This window comes from Paraburkholderia bannensis NBRC 103871, assembly GCF_000685015.1.
In the GTDB taxonomy this organism is placed as follows: Bacteria; Pseudomonadota; Gammaproteobacteria; order Burkholderiales; family Burkholderiaceae; genus Paraburkholderia; species Paraburkholderia bannensis.
This window is the reverse complement of the sequence record NZ_BAYA01000026.1, coordinates 20,141-35,550: the sequence shown is the minus strand read 5'-3', so window position 1 is coordinate 35,550 and position 15,410 is coordinate 20,141. Positions and strand designations below refer to the sequence as shown.

The 15,410-nt window shown below is 61.8% G+C and carries 14 protein-coding genes and 1 tRNA gene; all 15 read left to right on the top strand.

Annotated features, from left to right (window positions below; translation table 11 throughout):
* The first annotated feature begins 75 nt into the window (after nt 1–75).
* Nucleotides 76–160: transfer RNA gene (locus tag BBA01S_RS29435), tRNA-Leu, on the top strand.
* A gap of 166 nt (nt 161–326) precedes the next feature.
* Complete coding sequence (gene ndhC / locus BBA01S_RS29430; protein WP_027819583.1) at nt 327–686, top strand: NADH-quinone oxidoreductase subunit A; 360 nt, start codon at nt 327–329, stop codon at nt 684–686.
* A 72-nt stretch (nt 687–758) separates the two neighbouring features.
* On the top strand, nt 759–1,238 hold the full coding sequence (locus BBA01S_RS29425) for a NuoB/complex I 20 kDa subunit family protein (protein WP_027819582.1): 480 nt from the start codon (nt 759–761) through the stop codon (nt 1,236–1,238).
* A 23-nt stretch (nt 1,239–1,261) separates the two neighbouring features.
* On the top strand, nt 1,262–1,867 hold the full coding sequence (locus BBA01S_RS29420; protein WP_027819581.1) for an NADH-quinone oxidoreductase subunit C: 606 nt from the start codon (nt 1,262–1,264) through the stop codon (nt 1,865–1,867).
* Between the two features lie 9 nt (nt 1,868–1,876).
* The gene (locus tag BBA01S_RS29415; protein ID WP_027819580.1) at nt 1,877–3,130 is read left to right on the top strand and encodes an NADH-quinone oxidoreductase subunit D; all 1,254 of its coding nucleotides are present in this window, start codon (nt 1,877–1,879) and stop codon (nt 3,128–3,130) included.
* A 153-nt stretch (nt 3,131–3,283) separates the two neighbouring features.
* Nucleotides 3,284–3,769, top strand: a complete 486-nt coding sequence (nuoE, locus tag BBA01S_RS29410) for an NADH-quinone oxidoreductase subunit NuoE (protein WP_027819579.1) — start codon at nt 3,284–3,286, stop codon at nt 3,767–3,769.
* On the top strand, nt 3,766–5,094 hold the full coding sequence (gene nuoF / locus BBA01S_RS29405) for an NADH-quinone oxidoreductase subunit NuoF (RefSeq protein ID WP_027819578.1): 1,329 nt from the start codon (nt 3,766–3,768) through the stop codon (nt 5,092–5,094). The genes nuoE and nuoF overlap by 4 nt, the downstream gene beginning before the upstream one ends.
* 117 nt (nt 5,095–5,211) lie before the next feature.
* Nucleotides 5,212–7,545 carry an NADH-quinone oxidoreductase subunit NuoG gene (gene nuoG / locus BBA01S_RS29400; protein ID WP_027819577.1) on the top strand — a complete coding sequence of 778 codons (2,334 nt, stop codon included), beginning with the start codon at nt 5,212–5,214 and terminating at the stop codon, nt 7,543–7,545.
* Entirely contained in the window at nt 7,546–8,610 is a 1,065-nt protein-coding gene (nuoH, locus tag BBA01S_RS29395; protein ID WP_027819576.1) for an NADH-quinone oxidoreductase subunit NuoH, read from the top strand.
* Nucleotides 8,611–8,622: 12 nt separating this feature from the next.
* Nucleotides 8,623–9,111, top strand: coding sequence for an NADH-quinone oxidoreductase subunit NuoI (nuoI, locus tag BBA01S_RS29390; RefSeq protein WP_027819575.1), 489 nt, complete (start codon nt 8,623–8,625; stop codon nt 9,109–9,111).
* Between the two features lie 174 nt (nt 9,112–9,285).
* The gene (locus BBA01S_RS29385) at nt 9,286–10,002 is read left to right on the top strand and encodes an NADH-quinone oxidoreductase subunit J (protein WP_027819574.1); all 717 of its coding nucleotides are present in this window, start codon (nt 9,286–9,288) and stop codon (nt 10,000–10,002) included.
* A 20-nt stretch (nt 10,003–10,022) separates the two neighbouring features.
* Complete coding sequence (gene nuoK / locus BBA01S_RS29380) at nt 10,023–10,328, top strand: NADH-quinone oxidoreductase subunit NuoK (RefSeq protein ID WP_006052894.1); 306 nt, start codon at nt 10,023–10,025, stop codon at nt 10,326–10,328.
* A gap of 11 nt (nt 10,329–10,339) precedes the next feature.
* Entirely contained in the window at nt 10,340–12,397 is a 2,058-nt protein-coding gene (nuoL, locus tag BBA01S_RS29375) for an NADH-quinone oxidoreductase subunit L (protein ID WP_027819573.1), read from the top strand.
* A 13-nt stretch (nt 12,398–12,410) separates the two neighbouring features.
* Nucleotides 12,411–13,910 carry an NADH-quinone oxidoreductase subunit M gene (locus tag BBA01S_RS29370; protein WP_027819572.1) on the top strand — a complete coding sequence of 500 codons (1,500 nt, stop codon included), beginning with the start codon at nt 12,411–12,413 and terminating at the stop codon, nt 13,908–13,910.
* Between the two features lie 24 nt (nt 13,911–13,934).
* Entirely contained in the window at nt 13,935–15,410 is a 1,476-nt protein-coding gene (gene nuoN / locus BBA01S_RS29365; RefSeq protein ID WP_042298100.1) for an NADH-quinone oxidoreductase subunit NuoN, read from the top strand.

The following is a 15,410-nucleotide window of genomic DNA, read 5'->3' as shown; positions in this document are numbered from 1 at the left end:
GCGGGAACAGGTTAGAATTTAAGTCTTGAAGCGATTCGCGGTTTGCAATAATTGTTCTCCCGGATTGCATGTAGTGCCGACGTGGTGAAATTGGTAGACACGCTATCTTGAGGGGGTAGTGGCGAAAGCTGTGCGAGTTCGAGTCTCGCCGTCGGCACCAATGTATTCGAGAAAATGCCAGCCGCTTGCTTCATCAGCTTCGGCTGGCATTTTTGCTTTATACGTCGTGTTTGTTTCGTTCGCAGCGCGAAATACGTAAAGCACTTCCCGCGGAGCGACCAGAAGTTCTCCTGCGGAACCTCAGAACCAACCGATAGAGGATAGCCTTGAACCTCGCTACCTATTACCCCGTCCTGTTATTCCTTCTTGTAGGTCTTGGTCTGGGCGTGGCGCTGGTCAGCATCGGCAAGATCCTCGGTCCCAATCGGCCAAACAGCGAAAAGAATTCACCGTACGAGTGCGGCTTTGAGGCGTTCGAAGACGCGCGCATGAAGTTCGATGTACGGTATTACCTCGTGGCCATTCTCTTCATCATCTTCGATCTCGAAACGGCATTCCTGTTTCCGTGGGGCGTTGCCCTGCGCGACATCGGCTGGCCGGGTTTCCTGTCGATGATGCTGTTTCTGCTCGAATTCCTGCTGGGCTTTGCCTACATCTGGAAGAAAGGCGGTCTCGACTGGGAATGACGGGTTAAATCGCCGGATAGCATGGGCGGCACTGTGGGGACACTGCAGGCCGTCCGCTGGAGTGGAAAGCACATGAGTATCGAAGGGGTCTTGAAGGAAGGGTTTGTCACCACCACGGCTGACAAGCTGATCAACTGGACGCGCACTGGCTCGCTGTGGCCAATGACGTTCGGCCTGGCGTGTTGCGCGGTCGAAATGATGCACGCGGGCGCGGCCCGTTACGACCTCGACCGCTTCGGCGTGGTGTTTCGCCCGAGTCCGCGTCAGTCCGACGTGATGATCGTCGCCGGCACGCTCTGCAACAAGATGGCGCCTGCGCTGCGCAAGGTCTATGACCAGATGGCCGAGCCGCGCTGGGTCATCTCGATGGGATCCTGCGCCAACGGCGGCGGCTACTATCACTATTCGTATTCGGTCGTGCGCGGCTGTGATCGGATCGTGCCGGTCGACGTCTACGTGCCGGGTTGCCCGCCCACGGCGGAAGCCCTCGTCTACGGGGTGATCCAGTTGCAGGCGAAGATTCGCCGCACTAGCACCATCGCCCGTCAATAAAGGCCAAACGCCTCCCCCACAATATGGCAAGCAAACTCGAGACCCTGAAAGCGAACCTCGAAGCGGCCCTTGGTGCGCGCGTCGTCAGCCTCACTGAAAAGCTCGGTGAGTTGACCTTGGTCATAAAAGCGGTAGATTACCTGAATGTCGCGACAGAATTGCGCGACAATCCGTCGCTCCGCTTCGAACAACTGGTCGACCTCTGTGGCGTCGACTATCAAACCTATGGTGACGGTGTCTGGGAAGGCCCGCGTTTTGCGGCCGTCTCGCATCTGCTCTCCATTACGAACAACTGGCGTCTGCGTCTGCGCGTCTTCGCGCCGGACGACGAAGTGCCTATCGTGCCCTCCGTCGTGGAGATCTGGAATTCGGCCAACTGGTACGAACGTGAAGCGTTCGACCTCTTCGGTATCGTCTTCGAAGGTCACCCCGACCTGCGCCGTATCCTGACCGACTACGGTTTCATTGGCCATCCGTTCCGCAAGGACTTCCCGGTCTCCGGCTATGTCGAGATGCGATATGACCCGGAGCAGAAGCGGGTAGTCTATCAACCGGTTACGATCGAGCCGCGCGAGATCACGCCGCGTGTGATCCGCGAGGATCGCTACGGCGGTCTGAAGAAACACTAAGAGGGTCGCATGTCAGAGATCAAGAACTACACGCTCAACTTCGGCCCGCAGCACCCGGCAGCGCACGGTGTGCTGCGCCTCGTGCTGGAGCTCGACGGCGAAGTGATCCAGCGCGCCGATCCGCACATCGGCCTGCTGCATCGCGCGACCGAAAAGCTCGCCGAGAGCAAGACCTTCATCCAGTCGGTGCCGTACATGGACCGTCTCGACTACGTGTCGATGATGGTCAACGAGCACGGCTATGTGCTCGCGATCGAAAAGCTGCTCGGCCTCGAAGTGCCGATCCGCGCCAAGTACATCCGGGTGCTGTTCGACGAAATCACGCGCGTGCTGAACCACCTGATGTGGATTGGCTCGCACGGTCTCGACGTCGGCGCGATGGCGGTGTTCCTCTACGCCTTCCGCGAGCGCGAAGACCTGATGGACGTCTATGAGGCGGTGTCGGGCGCGCGTATGCACGCGGCCTACTATCGTCCGGGCGGCGTCTATCGCGACCTGCCGGACGCAATGCCGCAATACAAGGCGTCGAAAATCCACAACGAGAAAGCACTGGCGAAGATGAATGAAGCGCGCCAGGGCTCGGTGCTGGATTTCATCGACGACTTCTTCACGCGCTTCCCGGGCTGTGTCGACGAGTACGAAACGCTGCTCACCGACAACCGCATCTGGAAGCAGCGTCTCGTGGGCATCGGCGTGGTGAGCCCCGAGCGTGCGATGCAACTGGGTCTCACGGGGGCGATGCTGCGCGGTTCGGGCATCGAATGGGACCTGCGCAAGAAGCAGCCGTACGAAGTCTACGACCAGCTCGATTTCGACATTCCGGTGGGCGTGAACGGCGATTGTTACGACCGCTATCTCGTGCGTATCGAAGAGATGCGCCAGTCCACCCGGATCGCGAAACAGTGCATTGAGTGGCTGCGCAAGAATCCGGGCCCCGTGATGGTCGACAATCACAAGGTTGCGCCGCCGTCGCGCGTGAACATGAAGTCGAACATGGAAGAGCTGATTCACCACTTCAAGCTCTTCACGGAAGGCTTCCACGTGCCCGCAGGCGAGGCGTATGCAGCCGTCGAACATCCGAAGGGTGAATTCGGCATCTACCTGGTGTCGGATGGCGCGAACAAGCCGTATCGTCTGAAGATCCGCGCGCCGGGTTATGCCCACCTGTCCGCGCTGGATGAAATGGCGCGCGGCCACATGATTGCCGACGCGGTCACGATCATCGGCACGCAGGACATTGTGTTCGGTGAAATCGACCGCTAGGTAGCAAGCTGCCGGCGCGCCCGCAGGTGCGGTGCGCGCGGCGAAATACCGGGAACGCCACGTCTGACGCAGCGAGCAGGAATGCACAACGCGCGGCAGGAGTTTGTCTGGCGGGAATTGAAACGGTAGGAATTGAAAGAGTCGTGTCTGAAAATGATCTCAGCTGAAGGCCTGAAAGAAATCGATCGCGCGCTGTCGAAGTACCCCGCCGATCAGCGACAGTCCGCCGTGATGGCGGCTTTGGCCGTTGCTCAAGAAGAGCATGGCTGGCTGTCTCCCGAACTGATGCAGTTCGTGGCCGACTACATCGGCATGCCGCCGGTTGCCGTCCAGGAAGTCGCCACCTTCTATACGATGTTCGAGACCCGGCCGGTCGGCAAGCACAAGATCACGCTCTGCACGAACCTGCCGTGTCAGCTCGGCCCGGATGGCGGTGCGGAAGGCGCCGCCGACTATCTGAAGCAGAAGCTCGGTATCGACTTCGGCGAAACCACGCCCGACGGCAAGTTCACCTTGAAAGAAGGTGAGTGCATGGGCGCGTGCGGCGACGCACCGGTGCTGCTCGTGAACAACCACCGCATGTGCAGCTTCATGAGCCGCGAGAAGATCGACCAGCTGCTTGAGGAGCTTTCGAAATGACTGCGTTGCACGACCGTCACATCAAACCCCTGATTCTCGCGGGCCTCAACGGCGAGAACTGGCATCTCGAAGATTACGTTGCACGCGGTGGCTACAAGCAGCTGCGCCGTATCGTCGAAGAAAAGATTCCGCCCGAGCAGGTGATCGCCGACGTGAAAGCGGGCGGTCTGCGCGGCCGCGGCGGCGCGGGCTTCCCGACCGGCCTGAAGTGGAGCTTCATGCCGCGTCAGTTCCCCGGCCAGAAGTACCTCGTCTGCAACTCGGACGAGGGCGAGCCGGGCACGTTCAAGGATCGCGACATCCTGCGCCTGAACCCGCACGCGGTGATCGAAGGCATGGCCATCGGCGCGTACGCCATGGGCATCACGGTGGGCTACAACTACATCCACGGCGAAATCTTCGAGGTGTATCGCCGCTTCGAGGCCGCGCTGGATGAAGCGCGCGCCGCGGGCCTGCTCGGCGACAACATTCTTGGCTCGGACTTCTCGTTCCAGTTGCACGCGCACCATGGTTATGGCGCGTACGTGTGCGGCGAGGAAACCGCGCTGCTCGAATCGCTCGAAGGCAAGAAGGGCCAGCCGCGCTTCAAGCCGCCGTTCCCGGCGAGCTTCGGCGTGTACGGCAAGCCCACCACGATCAACAACACGGAAACCTTCGCGGCCGTTCCGTTCCTGCTGACCGTGGGCCCGCAGGCTTACATGGAACTCGGCAAGCCGAACAACGGCGGCACCAAGATCTTCTCGATCTCGGGTGACGTCGAGCGTCCGGGCAACTACGAGATTCCGCTCGGCACGCCGTTCGCGACGCTGATGGAACTCGCCGGCGGCGTGCGCGGCGGCAAGAAGCTCAAGGCCGTGATTCCGGGCGGCTCGTCGGCGCCGGTCATTCCGGGCGACCTGATGATGCAGACGGACATGGACTATGACTCCATCGCCAAGCAGGGCTCGATGCTCGGCTCGGGTGCGGTCATCGTCATGGACGAAACGCGCTGCATGGTGCGCTCGCTGCTGCGTCTCTCGTACTTCTATTACGAAGAGTCGTGCGGCCAGTGCACGCCGTGCCGCGAAGGCACGGGCTGGCTCTATCGCGTGGTGAACCGTATCGAGCACGGCCAGGGCCGCCAGGAAGACCTGGATCTGCTGAACTCGGTGGCGGGCAACATCATGGGCCGCACGATCTGCGCGCTCGGCGACGCAGCGGCCATGCCGGTGCGCGGCATGCTCAAGCATTACTGGGACGAATTCGAATATCACGTGCACAACAAGCGTTGTCTCGTCGGCGGTCATGCCGGCTCGCACGCGGCCCCGGAAACGGTGGCTGCCTGATCGGGCGAATGAGGACAGCGCGTTGTGCGCGCACCGCGCGGCACGACGCAACGGCGATGAAAGCGGGGAAGGCCGCTGTGAAATTGAGCGGTAACAGGTTAGGGACGATTAACCATCATGGTTGAACTTGAAATAGACGGCAAGAAGGTGCAGGTGCCCGAGGGCAGCATGGTGATCCAGGCTGCGCAGCGCGTGGACACGTACATTCCGCACTTCTGCTATCACAAGAAGCTGTCGATCGCGGCCAACTGCCGGATGTGTCTCGTCGATGTCGAAAAGATGCCGAAGGCCGTGCCCGCATGCGCGACCCCGGTCTCGCAGGGCATGGTCGTGCGCACGACGTCGGACAAGGCCGTGCAGGGTCAGCAAGCCGTGATGGAATTCCTGCTGATCAATCACCCGCTGGATTGCCCGATCTGCGATCAGGGCGGCGAGTGCCAGCTCCAGGATCTGGCAGTGGGTTACGGCAAGTCGGCGTCGCGCTTCAGCGAAGAAAAGCGCGTCGTGTTCCACAAGAACGTCGGCCCGCTCATCTCGATGGAAGAGATGTCGCGCTGCATCCACTGCACGCGCTGCGTGCGCTTCGGCGACGAGATCGCCGGGGTGATGGAGCTCGGCATGCTCGGTCGCGGCATGCACTCGGAAATCAGCACCTTCCTCGGCAAGACCGTGGATTCGGAGCTGTCGGGCAACATGATCGACCTGTGCCCGGTCGGCGCGCTTACGAGCAAGCCGTTCCGCTTCTCGGCGCGTACGTGGGAACTGTCGCGCCGCAAGTCGGTTAGCCCGCACGATTCGACGGGTGCGAACCTCGTCGTGCAGGTCAAGAACAACCGCGTGATGCGCGTGCTGCCGTTCGAGAATGAAGCCGTCAACGAATGCTGGATCTCGGACAAGGATCGCTTCTCGTACGAAGGCCTGAACGCCGAAGACCGCCTCACGCGCCCGATGATCAAACAGGGTGGCGAGTGGGTCGAGACCGACTGGCAGACCGCGCTGGACTACGTGGTCAAGGGCATTCGCGGCATCAGCGACGATCATGGCGAGAACATGCTCGCCGCGCTGGTCAGCCCGCACAGCACGATTGAAGAACTGCACCTCGTGAAGCAGCTCGCGGACGCGATCGGCACGCCGAACGTCGACTTCCGCCTGCGCCAGAGCGACTTCTCGGCGCCGCTGGAAGGCACGCCGTGGCTCGGTGCGAAGATCGCCGATCTGTCGTATGCCGATTCCGCATTCATCGTCGGCTCGTTCCTGCGTCGCGACCACGCGCTGTTCGCCGCGCGTCTGCGCCAGGCAGCGAAGGGCGGCGCACAGGTGTCGTTCCTCAACGCGACGGCCGATGGTTCGCTGATCCCGAACGCGCAGCGCATCGTCGCCGCGCCGTCGGCATGGCTCGACGAACTCGCGGCCATCGCTGCCGCTGCGGCTGAAGCGAAGGGCGTCGCGCTGCCGGAAGGCTTCGCTGGCGCACAAGCGACGGAAGCCGCGAAGCAGGTCGCCGCCTCGCTCGCAAGCGGCGAGCGCCGCTTCGTGCTGCTCGGCAACGCTGCCGTCCAGCATCCGGAATTCTCGCGTCTGCACGCGGCCGCCCAGTTCATCGCCGAGACGACGGGCGCCACGCTCGGTTTCCTCACGGAAGCGGCGAACACGGTTGGCGCGCACCTGGTGGGCGCACTGCCGGGTCGCGACGGCCTGAACGCACGCGAAGTGTTCGAGCAGCCGCGCAAGGGCTATCTGCTGTTCAACGTCGAACCCGAGTTCGACACGGCCAACCCGGCTGCTGCGCGCGCCGCGCTCGCGCAGGCCGAAATGGTCGCCGTGTTCTCGCCGTTCAAGACCGGCCTCGACTACGCCGACGTGCTGCTGCCGATCGCGCCGTACACGGAAACGTCGGGCACCTTCGTCAACGCCGAAGGCACGGTGCAGATCTTCAACGGCGTCGTGCGCCCGCTCGGCGACACGCGTCCGGCCTGGAAGGTCCTGCGCGTGCTGGGTACGCTGCTCGGCCTGCCGGGTTTCGAATACGACGCAGCCGAAGAAGTGCGCCGCAAGGCCATCGGCGACGGCAGCTTCGAAGCACGTCTGTCGAACAGGACTGGCGCTGCGGTTGCGCGCGCAAGCGTCGCGAAGGCAGCGGAAGGTCGCTTCGAGCGCATCTCCGATGTGCCCATCTATCACGCCGACCCGATCGTGCGCCGCTCCGAAGCGCTGCACCTCACGACGGCCGCGCGCGTGGCGAACACGGTCGGCCTGCCGGCTGCGCTGTTCGACCAGCTCGGCCTGAAGGAAGGCGACGCCGTGCGCGTGCGCCAGGGCGAGCTGTCGGTGACGGTGCCCGCGACGCGTGACGCGAATCTTGCGCCGACGGCCGTGCGTCTTTCGGCGGCCACGCCGGCCGGCGCGCAGCTCGGCAGCCTGTTCGGTGAACTGCTGGTGGAGAAGGCGTAAATGAGCTTGTTCGATACGATCAATGCAGGCGGCAGCCAGCTGCTCGGCGTGGCCTGGCCCACGGTGTGGGCGCTGGTGCGCATTCTCGTCGTCGCGGTGGTGATCCTGCTGTGCGTGGCGTACCTGATTCTCTGGGAGCGCAAGCTCATCGGCTGGATGCATGTGCGTCTGGGCCCGAACCGCGTCGGCCCCGGCGGCTTGCTGCAGCCGATCGCCGACGTGCTGAAGCTGCTGCTCAAGGAAGTGATCCAGCCCGCCCAGGCGAGCCGCTGGGTCTACATGGTCGCGCCGATCATGGTGGTGGTGCCGGCCTTCGCGGTCTGGGCGGTGATTCCGTTCCAGGCGGGCGCGGTGCTCGGCGACATCAACGCCGGTCTGCTCTACGTGATGGCGATTTCGTCGTTCGGCGTCTATGGCGTGATTCTCGCGGGCTGGGCTTCGAACTCGAAGTACGCGTTCCTTGGCGCGATGCGCGCCGCGGCGCAGATGGTTTCGTATGAAATCGCGATGGGCTTCGCGCTCGTCGTGGTGCTGATGGTGTCGGGCAGCCTGAATCTGTCGGACATCGTGCGCCAGCAGATGCAAGGCATGTTCGCGAGCCATGGCATCACGTTCCTCTCGTGGAACTGGCTGCCGCTGCTGCCGATGTTCGTCGTCTACTTCATCTCGGGCCTCGCGGAAACCAATCGCCACCCGTTCGACGTGGTGGAAGGCGAATCGGAAATCGTGGCCGGTCACATGGTCGATTACTCGGGGATGGGCTTCGCGCTCTTCTTCCTGGCCGAGTACATCAACATGATCGTGATTTCGGCGCTCACGTCGGTGCTGTTCCTCGGCGGCTGGAGCGCGCCGTTCGCGTTCCTCGATTTCATCCCGGGCGTGTTCTGGCTGGTTCTGAAGACTTTCTTCTTCCTGTCCGTGTTCATCTGGGCTCGCGCGACGTTCCCGCGCTTCCGCTATGACCAGATCATGCGTCTGGGCTGGAAGGTGTTCATTCCGGTGTGCGTGGTCTGGCTGATTGTGGTTGGCTTCTGGTATATGTCGCCGCTGAGCATCTGGAAATAAGGGGGCGACGAAATGACCGCTATTCAACAGTTCTTCAAGACGTTCTTCCTGACCGAGTTGCTCAAGGGCCTTGCGCTGACGGGTCGTTACACCTTCAAGCGCAAGGTGACGGTGCAGTTCCCGGAAGAGAAGACCCCGATGTCGCCTCGTTTCCGCGGTTTGCATGCACTGCGCCGCTATGAAAATGGCGAAGAGCGCTGCATCGCGTGCAAGCTGTGCGAAGCCGTGTGCCCGGCGATGGCCATTACCATCGAATCGGACGTACGCGCCGACAACACGCGCCGCACGACGCGTTACGACATCGACCTGACCAAGTGCATCTTCTGCGGCTTCTGCGAAGAAAGCTGCCCGGTGGACTCGATCGTCGAAACGCACATTCTCGAGTACCACGGCGAGAAGCGCGGCGATCTGTATTTCACGAAGGAAATGCTGCTGGCCGTTGGCGATCGATATGAAGCGCAGATCGCCGCGAACAAGGCAGCAGATGCACCGTACCGTTGATCTTCAGTTTGACGCTGCATCGGCCCGCGTTGCGGGCCGGCTGCGGGGCACGCCTGCGCCTGAAAATGCCGCGACTCCGTATGCCGCCCGCCGCGGCGCGACGCTTCCTGGTCTGGCCGCCAGTCTGCGCTGCGCAATCCGCCTTATGATGGCCTCAACGATGAACCAGTAATCATGGAATTCACGACCGTCCTGTTCTACATCTTCGCGCTGCTGCTCACGCTATCAGGGCTGAAGGTGATCACCGCGCGCAATCCTGTCTCGTCCGCGCTCTTTCTCGTGCTCGCGTTCTTCAACGCGGCCGCGGTCTGGATGCTGCTCGAGGCCGAATTCCTCGCGATCCTGCTCGTGCTCGTCTATGTGGGCGCGGTGATGGTTCTGTTCCTGTTCGTCGTCATGATGCTGGACATCAACGTCGACGTGCTGAGCCGCGACTTCAAGCGCTTCATCCCGGTGGCGACCATCGTGGGCGCGATCATGGTGATCGAGACCGCGCTGATTCTCTGGCACGGCTACGGCGCGACCACCACGCCGGTGGCCGACGGCTCGCTGGCCGCGGCGCAGTCGGGTGCGATGTCGAACACGCATCTGATCGGCAAGATCATCTACACCGATTACATCTTCGCGTTCGAAGTGGCCGGGCTGGTGCTGCTGGTGGCGATCGTCGCGGCGATCGGCCTGACCGTGCGCGAGCCGAAGGACAGCAAGCGCCAGGACGTGTCGAAGCAGGTCGCCGTGCGCGCCAGGGATCGTGTGCGCATCGTGAAGATGCAGGCCGTGGTCGAAGTGCCGGAAGTGGAAGAACCCGCACCGGCCGATGTCGCTGCGGCGCCTGCAGCACCGGCAGCGGCGCCCGGCGCCGCCCCGGCCGCGCCTGCAACAAAGAGCTAAGCGCGAAGGAGCGAACCACTATGTTGACCCTGGCCCATTACCTCGTCCTCGGCGCGATCCTCTTTGCGATCTCGATCGTTGGCATCTTTTTGAATCGGCGCAACGTCATCATCATCCTGATGGCGATTGAGCTGATGTTGTTGGCGGTGAACACGAACTTCGTTGCGTTCTCGCATTATCTCGGTGACGTTCACGGACAGATTTTCGTGTTCTTCGTGCTTACAGTTGCGGCGGCGGAAGCAGCAATTGGTCTGGCTATTCTTGTGACTCTGTTCCGCAGCCTCGACACGATCAATGTCGAGGATCTCGATCAGCTCAAAGGCTAAGGCAGGCGGTTATGGCTACGACACTCAACGAAAACTTGCTGCTGGCGATTCCGCTGGCTCCACTCGCCGGCTCGCTCATCGCGGGTCTGTTTGGCAAGACAGTGGGGCGCGCTGGCGCGCATACGGTCACCATTCTCGGCGTCGCGATTGCGTTCGTGCTTTCGTGCATGACGTTCTTCGACGTGCTGAATGGCGCGAGCTTCAACTCGACGGTCTATGAATGGATGTCGGTGGGCGGCCTGAAGTTCGAAGTCGGCTTCCTGATCGACTCGCTCACGGCGCTCATGATGATCGTCGTGACCTTCGTGTCGCTGATGGTGCACATCTACACGATCGGCTACATGGCGGAAGAAGAGGGCTACCAGCGCTTCTTCTCGTACATCGCGCTGTTCACGTTCTCGATGCTGATGCTCGTGATGGCCAACAACTTCCTGCAGCTGTTCTTTGGCTGGGAAGCGGTGGGTCTGGTCTCGTACCTGCTGATCGGCTTCTACTTCAAGCGTGAAAGCGCCATCTACGCGAACATGAAGGCGTTCCTCGTGAACCGCGTGGGTGACTTCGGCTTCCTGCTGGGCATTGGTTTGCTGCTCGCGTACGGCGGCTCGCTGAACTACAACGACGTGTTCGCGAAGGGCCATGAGCTGGCCGCGCTGACGTTCCCCGGCACCTCGTGGAACCTGCTGACGGTCTCGTGCATCTGCCTCTTCATCGGCGCGATGGGTAAGTCGGCGCAGTTCCCGCTGCACGTCTGGCTGCCCGATTCGATGGAAGGCCCGACGCCGATCTCCGCACTGATTCACGCGGCAACCATGGTGACGGCCGGTATCTTCATGGTCGCGCGCATGTCGCCGCTGTTCGAACTGTCGGACGCCGCGCTCTCGTTCATCGTCGTGATCGGCGCCATTACCGCGCTGTTCATGGGCTTCCTGGGCGTCGTGCAGAACGACATCAAGCGCGTGGTGGCTTACTCCACGCTCTCGCAGCTCGGCTACATGACGGTGGCGCTCGGCGTGTCGGCGTACCCGGTCGCGATCTTCCACCTGATGACGCACGCGTTCTTCAAGGCGCTGCTGTTCCTCGGCGCGGGTTCGGTCATCATGGGCATGCACCACGACCAGGACATGCGCAACATGGGCGGCCTGCGCAAGTACATGCCGATCACGTGGATTACGTCGCTCGTCGGTTCGCTCGCGCTGATCGGTACGCCGTTCTTCTCGGGCTTCTATTCGAAGGATTCGATCATCGACGCCGTGAAGCTCTCGCACCTGCCGGGTTCGGGCTTCGCGTACTTCGCAGTGGTCGCCAGCGTGTTCGTCACGGCGCTGTACTCGTTCCGCATGTACTTCCTCGTGTTCCACGGTGAAGAGCGCTTCCGCGGTCCGAAGCATCCGGAATCGCCGATGGGCATCGAGGCCGCACATTCGGCTCAAAGCGGTCACGGCGACCACGGCCACGACGACCATCACGTCCACGTGCCGCACGAATCGCCGTGGGTGGTCTGGGTGCCGCTCGTGCTGCTCGCGATCCCGTCGATCATCGCTGGTGCTTATGCGATCCAGCCGCTGCTGTTCGGTTCGTTCTTCCAGAGCGGCGTGGCGTTCGACAAGGTCATCTTCATCGGCCAGAACCATCCGGGTCTGAGCGAGATGGCAGAAGAGTTCCAGGGCTGGGCCGCGATGGGCGCGCATGCGTTCTCGGGCGCACCGGTTTGGCTTGCGCTTGCGGGCGTGGTGGTGGCGTGGTTCTTCTATATGAAGCGCCCGGATCTGCCCGCAGTCGTGCAGCGCACGTTCGCACCGGTCTACAAGCTGCTGGCAAATGCGTATTACCTCGACAAGATCAACGAAATCGTCTTCGCTCGCGGAGCAGTCGCGATCGGTCGCGGTCTGTGGAAGGAGGGCGATGTCGTCGTGATCGACGGCGTCGTGAACGGGAGCGCCAAGTTTATCGGCTGGTTTGCAACTGTCATTCGTTTCCTGCAATCCGGCTATATCTATCACTACGCATTTGCCATGATCATTGGCATGCTTGGCCTCCTTACCCTGTTTGTAACGCTCAGCGGCAAATAAGGCGAGGAAACGCATGCACGCAACCCCGATTCTCAGTATTGCGATCTGGATGCCGATCATCTTCGGCATCGTCGTTTTAGTAGTGGGTTCCGACCGGAACCCGGGCCGAGCCCGCTGGCTCGCGCTCATCGGTTCAGTGCTTAGTTTCCTCGTTACGCTGCCGCTCGTTTCGGGCTTCGACACCACCACGGCTGCCTTGCAGTTCGAGGAGAAGTCGGTCTGGATCGACCGTTTCAACATTGCCTATCACCTGGGCGTCGACGGCATCGCGGTGTGGTTCGTGGTGCTCACGGCGCTCATTACCGTGATCGTCGTGATCGCGGGCTGGCAGGTCATCAAGGAAGACGTCGCGCAGTATTTCGCCGCCTTCCTTGTCCTGTCGGGTCTGATGGTCGGCGTCTTTTGCGCCGCTGACGGCCTGCTGTTTTACGTGTTCTTCGAAGCCACGCTGATCCCGATGTACATCATCATCGGTGTCTGGGGCGGCCCGAATCGCGTCTACGCAGCCTTCAAGTTTTTTCTGTACACGCTGGCCGGCTCGCTGTTGATGCTGATCGCGTTGCTGTATCTGTACCGTGTGACGCACACGTTCGAACTGGCCGCCTGGCAGGATGTGAAGCTGGCGATGACGCCGCAGATCCTGCTATTCGTCGCGTTCTTCTTTGCGTTCGCGGTCAAGGTGCCGATGTTCCCGGTTCACACGTGGTTGCCGGACGCGCACGTCGAAGCGCCCACGGGCGGCTCGGTGGTGCTGGCCGCCATCATGCTCAAGCTCGGCGCGTACGGTTTCCTGCGTTTCTCGCTGCCGGTGACGCCGGACGCGAGTCACTATCTGGCGCCTGTCATCATCACGTTGTCGCTGATCGCCGTTATTTATATTGGCCTCGTGGCGATGGTGCAGTCGGACATGAAAAAGCTGGTCGCGTATTCGTCGATCGCCCACATGGGCTTCGTCACGCTCGGCTTCTTTATGTTCGGCCCGTCGAGCCAGCTTGCAGTCGAAGGCGGGATCATCCAGATGATTTCGCACGGCTTCGTCTCGGGCGCCATGTTTCTGTGCATCGGGGTGCTGTATGACCGCATGCATACGCGTCAGATCGCCGATTACGGCGGCGTCGTCAACACGATGCCGAAGTTCGCGGCGCTGGCCATGCTGTTTGCCATGGCCAACTGCGGCTTGCCGGGCACCTCGGGATTCGTCGGCGAATTCATGGTGATTCTGGCGGCTGTGAAGTACAACTTCTGGATCGCATTCGGGGCGGCGTTCACGCTGATCCTGGGCGCGGCCTACACGTTGTGGATGTACAAGCGGGTGTACTTCGGCGCCATCTCGAACGATCACGTTCGCGAGCTGAAGGACATCAACTGCCGTGAGTACGGGATTCTGGTCGTGCTCGCGCTGTTCACGCTTTTCATGGGCATCTACCCGAAGCCCTTTACCGATGTGATGCACGTTTCCGTGGAAAACCTCCTCTCCCACGTCGCAGTGTCGAAACTGCCGCTGTCACAGTAATACCGAGCGGAGGAACAAAAGATCATGCCAAACGCCCCTATGTACGCTCTGCTACCCGATGCGCTGGTCCTCGCCGGCATCATCGTCGCGTGGCTCAACGACACGTTCTCCGGTCCTTCGGGCCGGCGTACGACCTATCTCATCGCCTTGCTGACGACGATCGTCGCCGGCATCTGGTTCGCGGTGAACGCCTTCGACACGCAACAGCCGAGCTATTTCTTCTCGCGCATGTACGTGATCGATGCATTCGCCAGCGCGATGAAGGCGGTCGTGACGCTCGGCTACGCCGTGTCGATCGTGTACTCGCGCAAGTACCTCGAAGACCGCGACCTGTTCCGGGGCGAGTTCTTCCTGCTTGGCATGTTCTCGCTGCTCGGCCAGATCGTGATGATCTCGGGCAACAACTTCCTCACGCTGTACCTCGGCCTCGAACTGATGTCGCTGTCGCTCTACGCGCTGATCGCGCTGCGCCGCGACGCTTCGCAGTCGAACGAAGCCGCGATGAAGTACTACGTGCTGGGTGCGCTGGCTTCGGGCTTCCTGCTGTACGGCATCTCGATGCTGTACGGCGCGACCGGTTCGCTCGATCTGTCCGACGTGTTCAAGGCGGTTGCCTCGGGCCACATCAACGACATCGTGCTGCTGTTCGGCGTGGTGTTCGTGGTCGCGGGCGTGGCGTTCAAGATGGGCGCGGTGCCGTTCCACATGTGGGTGCCGGACGTCTATCAAGGCGCCCCCACGGCAATGACGCTGCTCACCGGCGGCGGCCCGAAGGTCGCGGCATTTGCGTGGGCCGTGCGTTTCCTCGTCATGGGTCTGCTGCCGCTGGCCGTCGACTGGCAGGAAATGCTGATCATTCTCGCGGCGCTGTCGATGATCGTCGGCAACATCACGGGTATCGTCCAGCGTAACGTCAAGCGCATGCTGGCGTACTCGGCGATCTCGAACATGGGCTTCGTGCTGCTCGGCCTGCTGGCCGGCATCGTCGACAACAAGGCGACGGGCGCAGCCAGCGCGTACAGCTCGGCGATGTTCTACAGCATCGTCTACCTGATCACGACGCTCGGCGCGTTCGGCGTGGTGATGATGCTCGCGCGCCGCGACTTCGAAGCGGAAACGCTCGACGACTTCAAGGGCCTGAACCATCGCAGCCCGATGCTCGCGTTCGTCATGATGCTCGTGATGTTCTCGCTCGCTGGCATTCCGCCGACGGTCGGCTTCTACGCGAAGCTCGCTGTGCTTGAGGCGACGATGAACGCTGGCCTCACGTGGCTCGCGATCCTCGCGGTGATCACGTCGCTGTTCGGCGCGTTCTACTACCTGCGTATCGTCAAGCTGATGTACTTCGATGCGCCGCAGGACAGCTCGCCGATCCAGAGCCATGCAAGCAACCGCGCGATGTTGACGATCAACGGTGTGGCCGTGCTCGTGCTCGGCATCATTCCGGGCCCGCTGATGTCGCTGTGCCTGCAAGCCGTCACGCATTCGCTGCCCCTGTAA

What these genes read in the sequence shown, in the direction of transcription:
- nuoK (WP_006052894.1), top strand. Translation starts at nt 10,023, where the DNA reads ATGTTGACCCTGGCCCATTACCTCGTCCTCGGCGCGATCCTCTTTGCG.
- BBA01S_RS29425 (WP_027819582.1), top strand. Translation starts at nt 759, where the DNA reads ATGAGTATCGAAGGGGTCTTGAAGGAAGGGTTTGTCACCACCACGGCT.
- nuoN (WP_042298100.1), top strand. Translation starts at nt 13,935, where the DNA reads ATGCCAAACGCCCCTATGTACGCTCTGCTACCCGATGCGCTGGTCCTC.
- BBA01S_RS29370 (WP_027819572.1), top strand. Translation starts at nt 12,411, where the DNA reads ATGCACGCAACCCCGATTCTCAGTATTGCGATCTGGATGCCGATCATC.
- BBA01S_RS29420 (WP_027819581.1), top strand. Translation starts at nt 1,262, where the DNA reads ATGGCAAGCAAACTCGAGACCCTGAAAGCGAACCTCGAAGCGGCCCTT.
- nuoF (WP_027819578.1), top strand. Translation starts at nt 3,766, where the DNA reads ATGACTGCGTTGCACGACCGTCACATCAAACCCCTGATTCTCGCGGGC.
- nuoG (WP_027819577.1), top strand. Translation starts at nt 5,212, where the DNA reads ATGGTTGAACTTGAAATAGACGGCAAGAAGGTGCAGGTGCCCGAGGGC.
- BBA01S_RS29415 (WP_027819580.1), top strand. Translation starts at nt 1,877, where the DNA reads ATGTCAGAGATCAAGAACTACACGCTCAACTTCGGCCCGCAGCACCCG.
- nuoH (WP_027819576.1), top strand. Translation starts at nt 7,546, where the DNA reads ATGAGCTTGTTCGATACGATCAATGCAGGCGGCAGCCAGCTGCTCGGC.
- BBA01S_RS29385 (WP_027819574.1), top strand. Translation starts at nt 9,286, where the DNA reads ATGGAATTCACGACCGTCCTGTTCTACATCTTCGCGCTGCTGCTCACG.
- nuoI (WP_027819575.1), top strand. Translation starts at nt 8,623, where the DNA reads ATGACCGCTATTCAACAGTTCTTCAAGACGTTCTTCCTGACCGAGTTG.
- nuoL (WP_027819573.1), top strand. Translation starts at nt 10,340, where the DNA reads ATGGCTACGACACTCAACGAAAACTTGCTGCTGGCGATTCCGCTGGCT.
- nuoE (WP_027819579.1), top strand. Translation starts at nt 3,284, where the DNA reads ATGATCTCAGCTGAAGGCCTGAAAGAAATCGATCGCGCGCTGTCGAAG.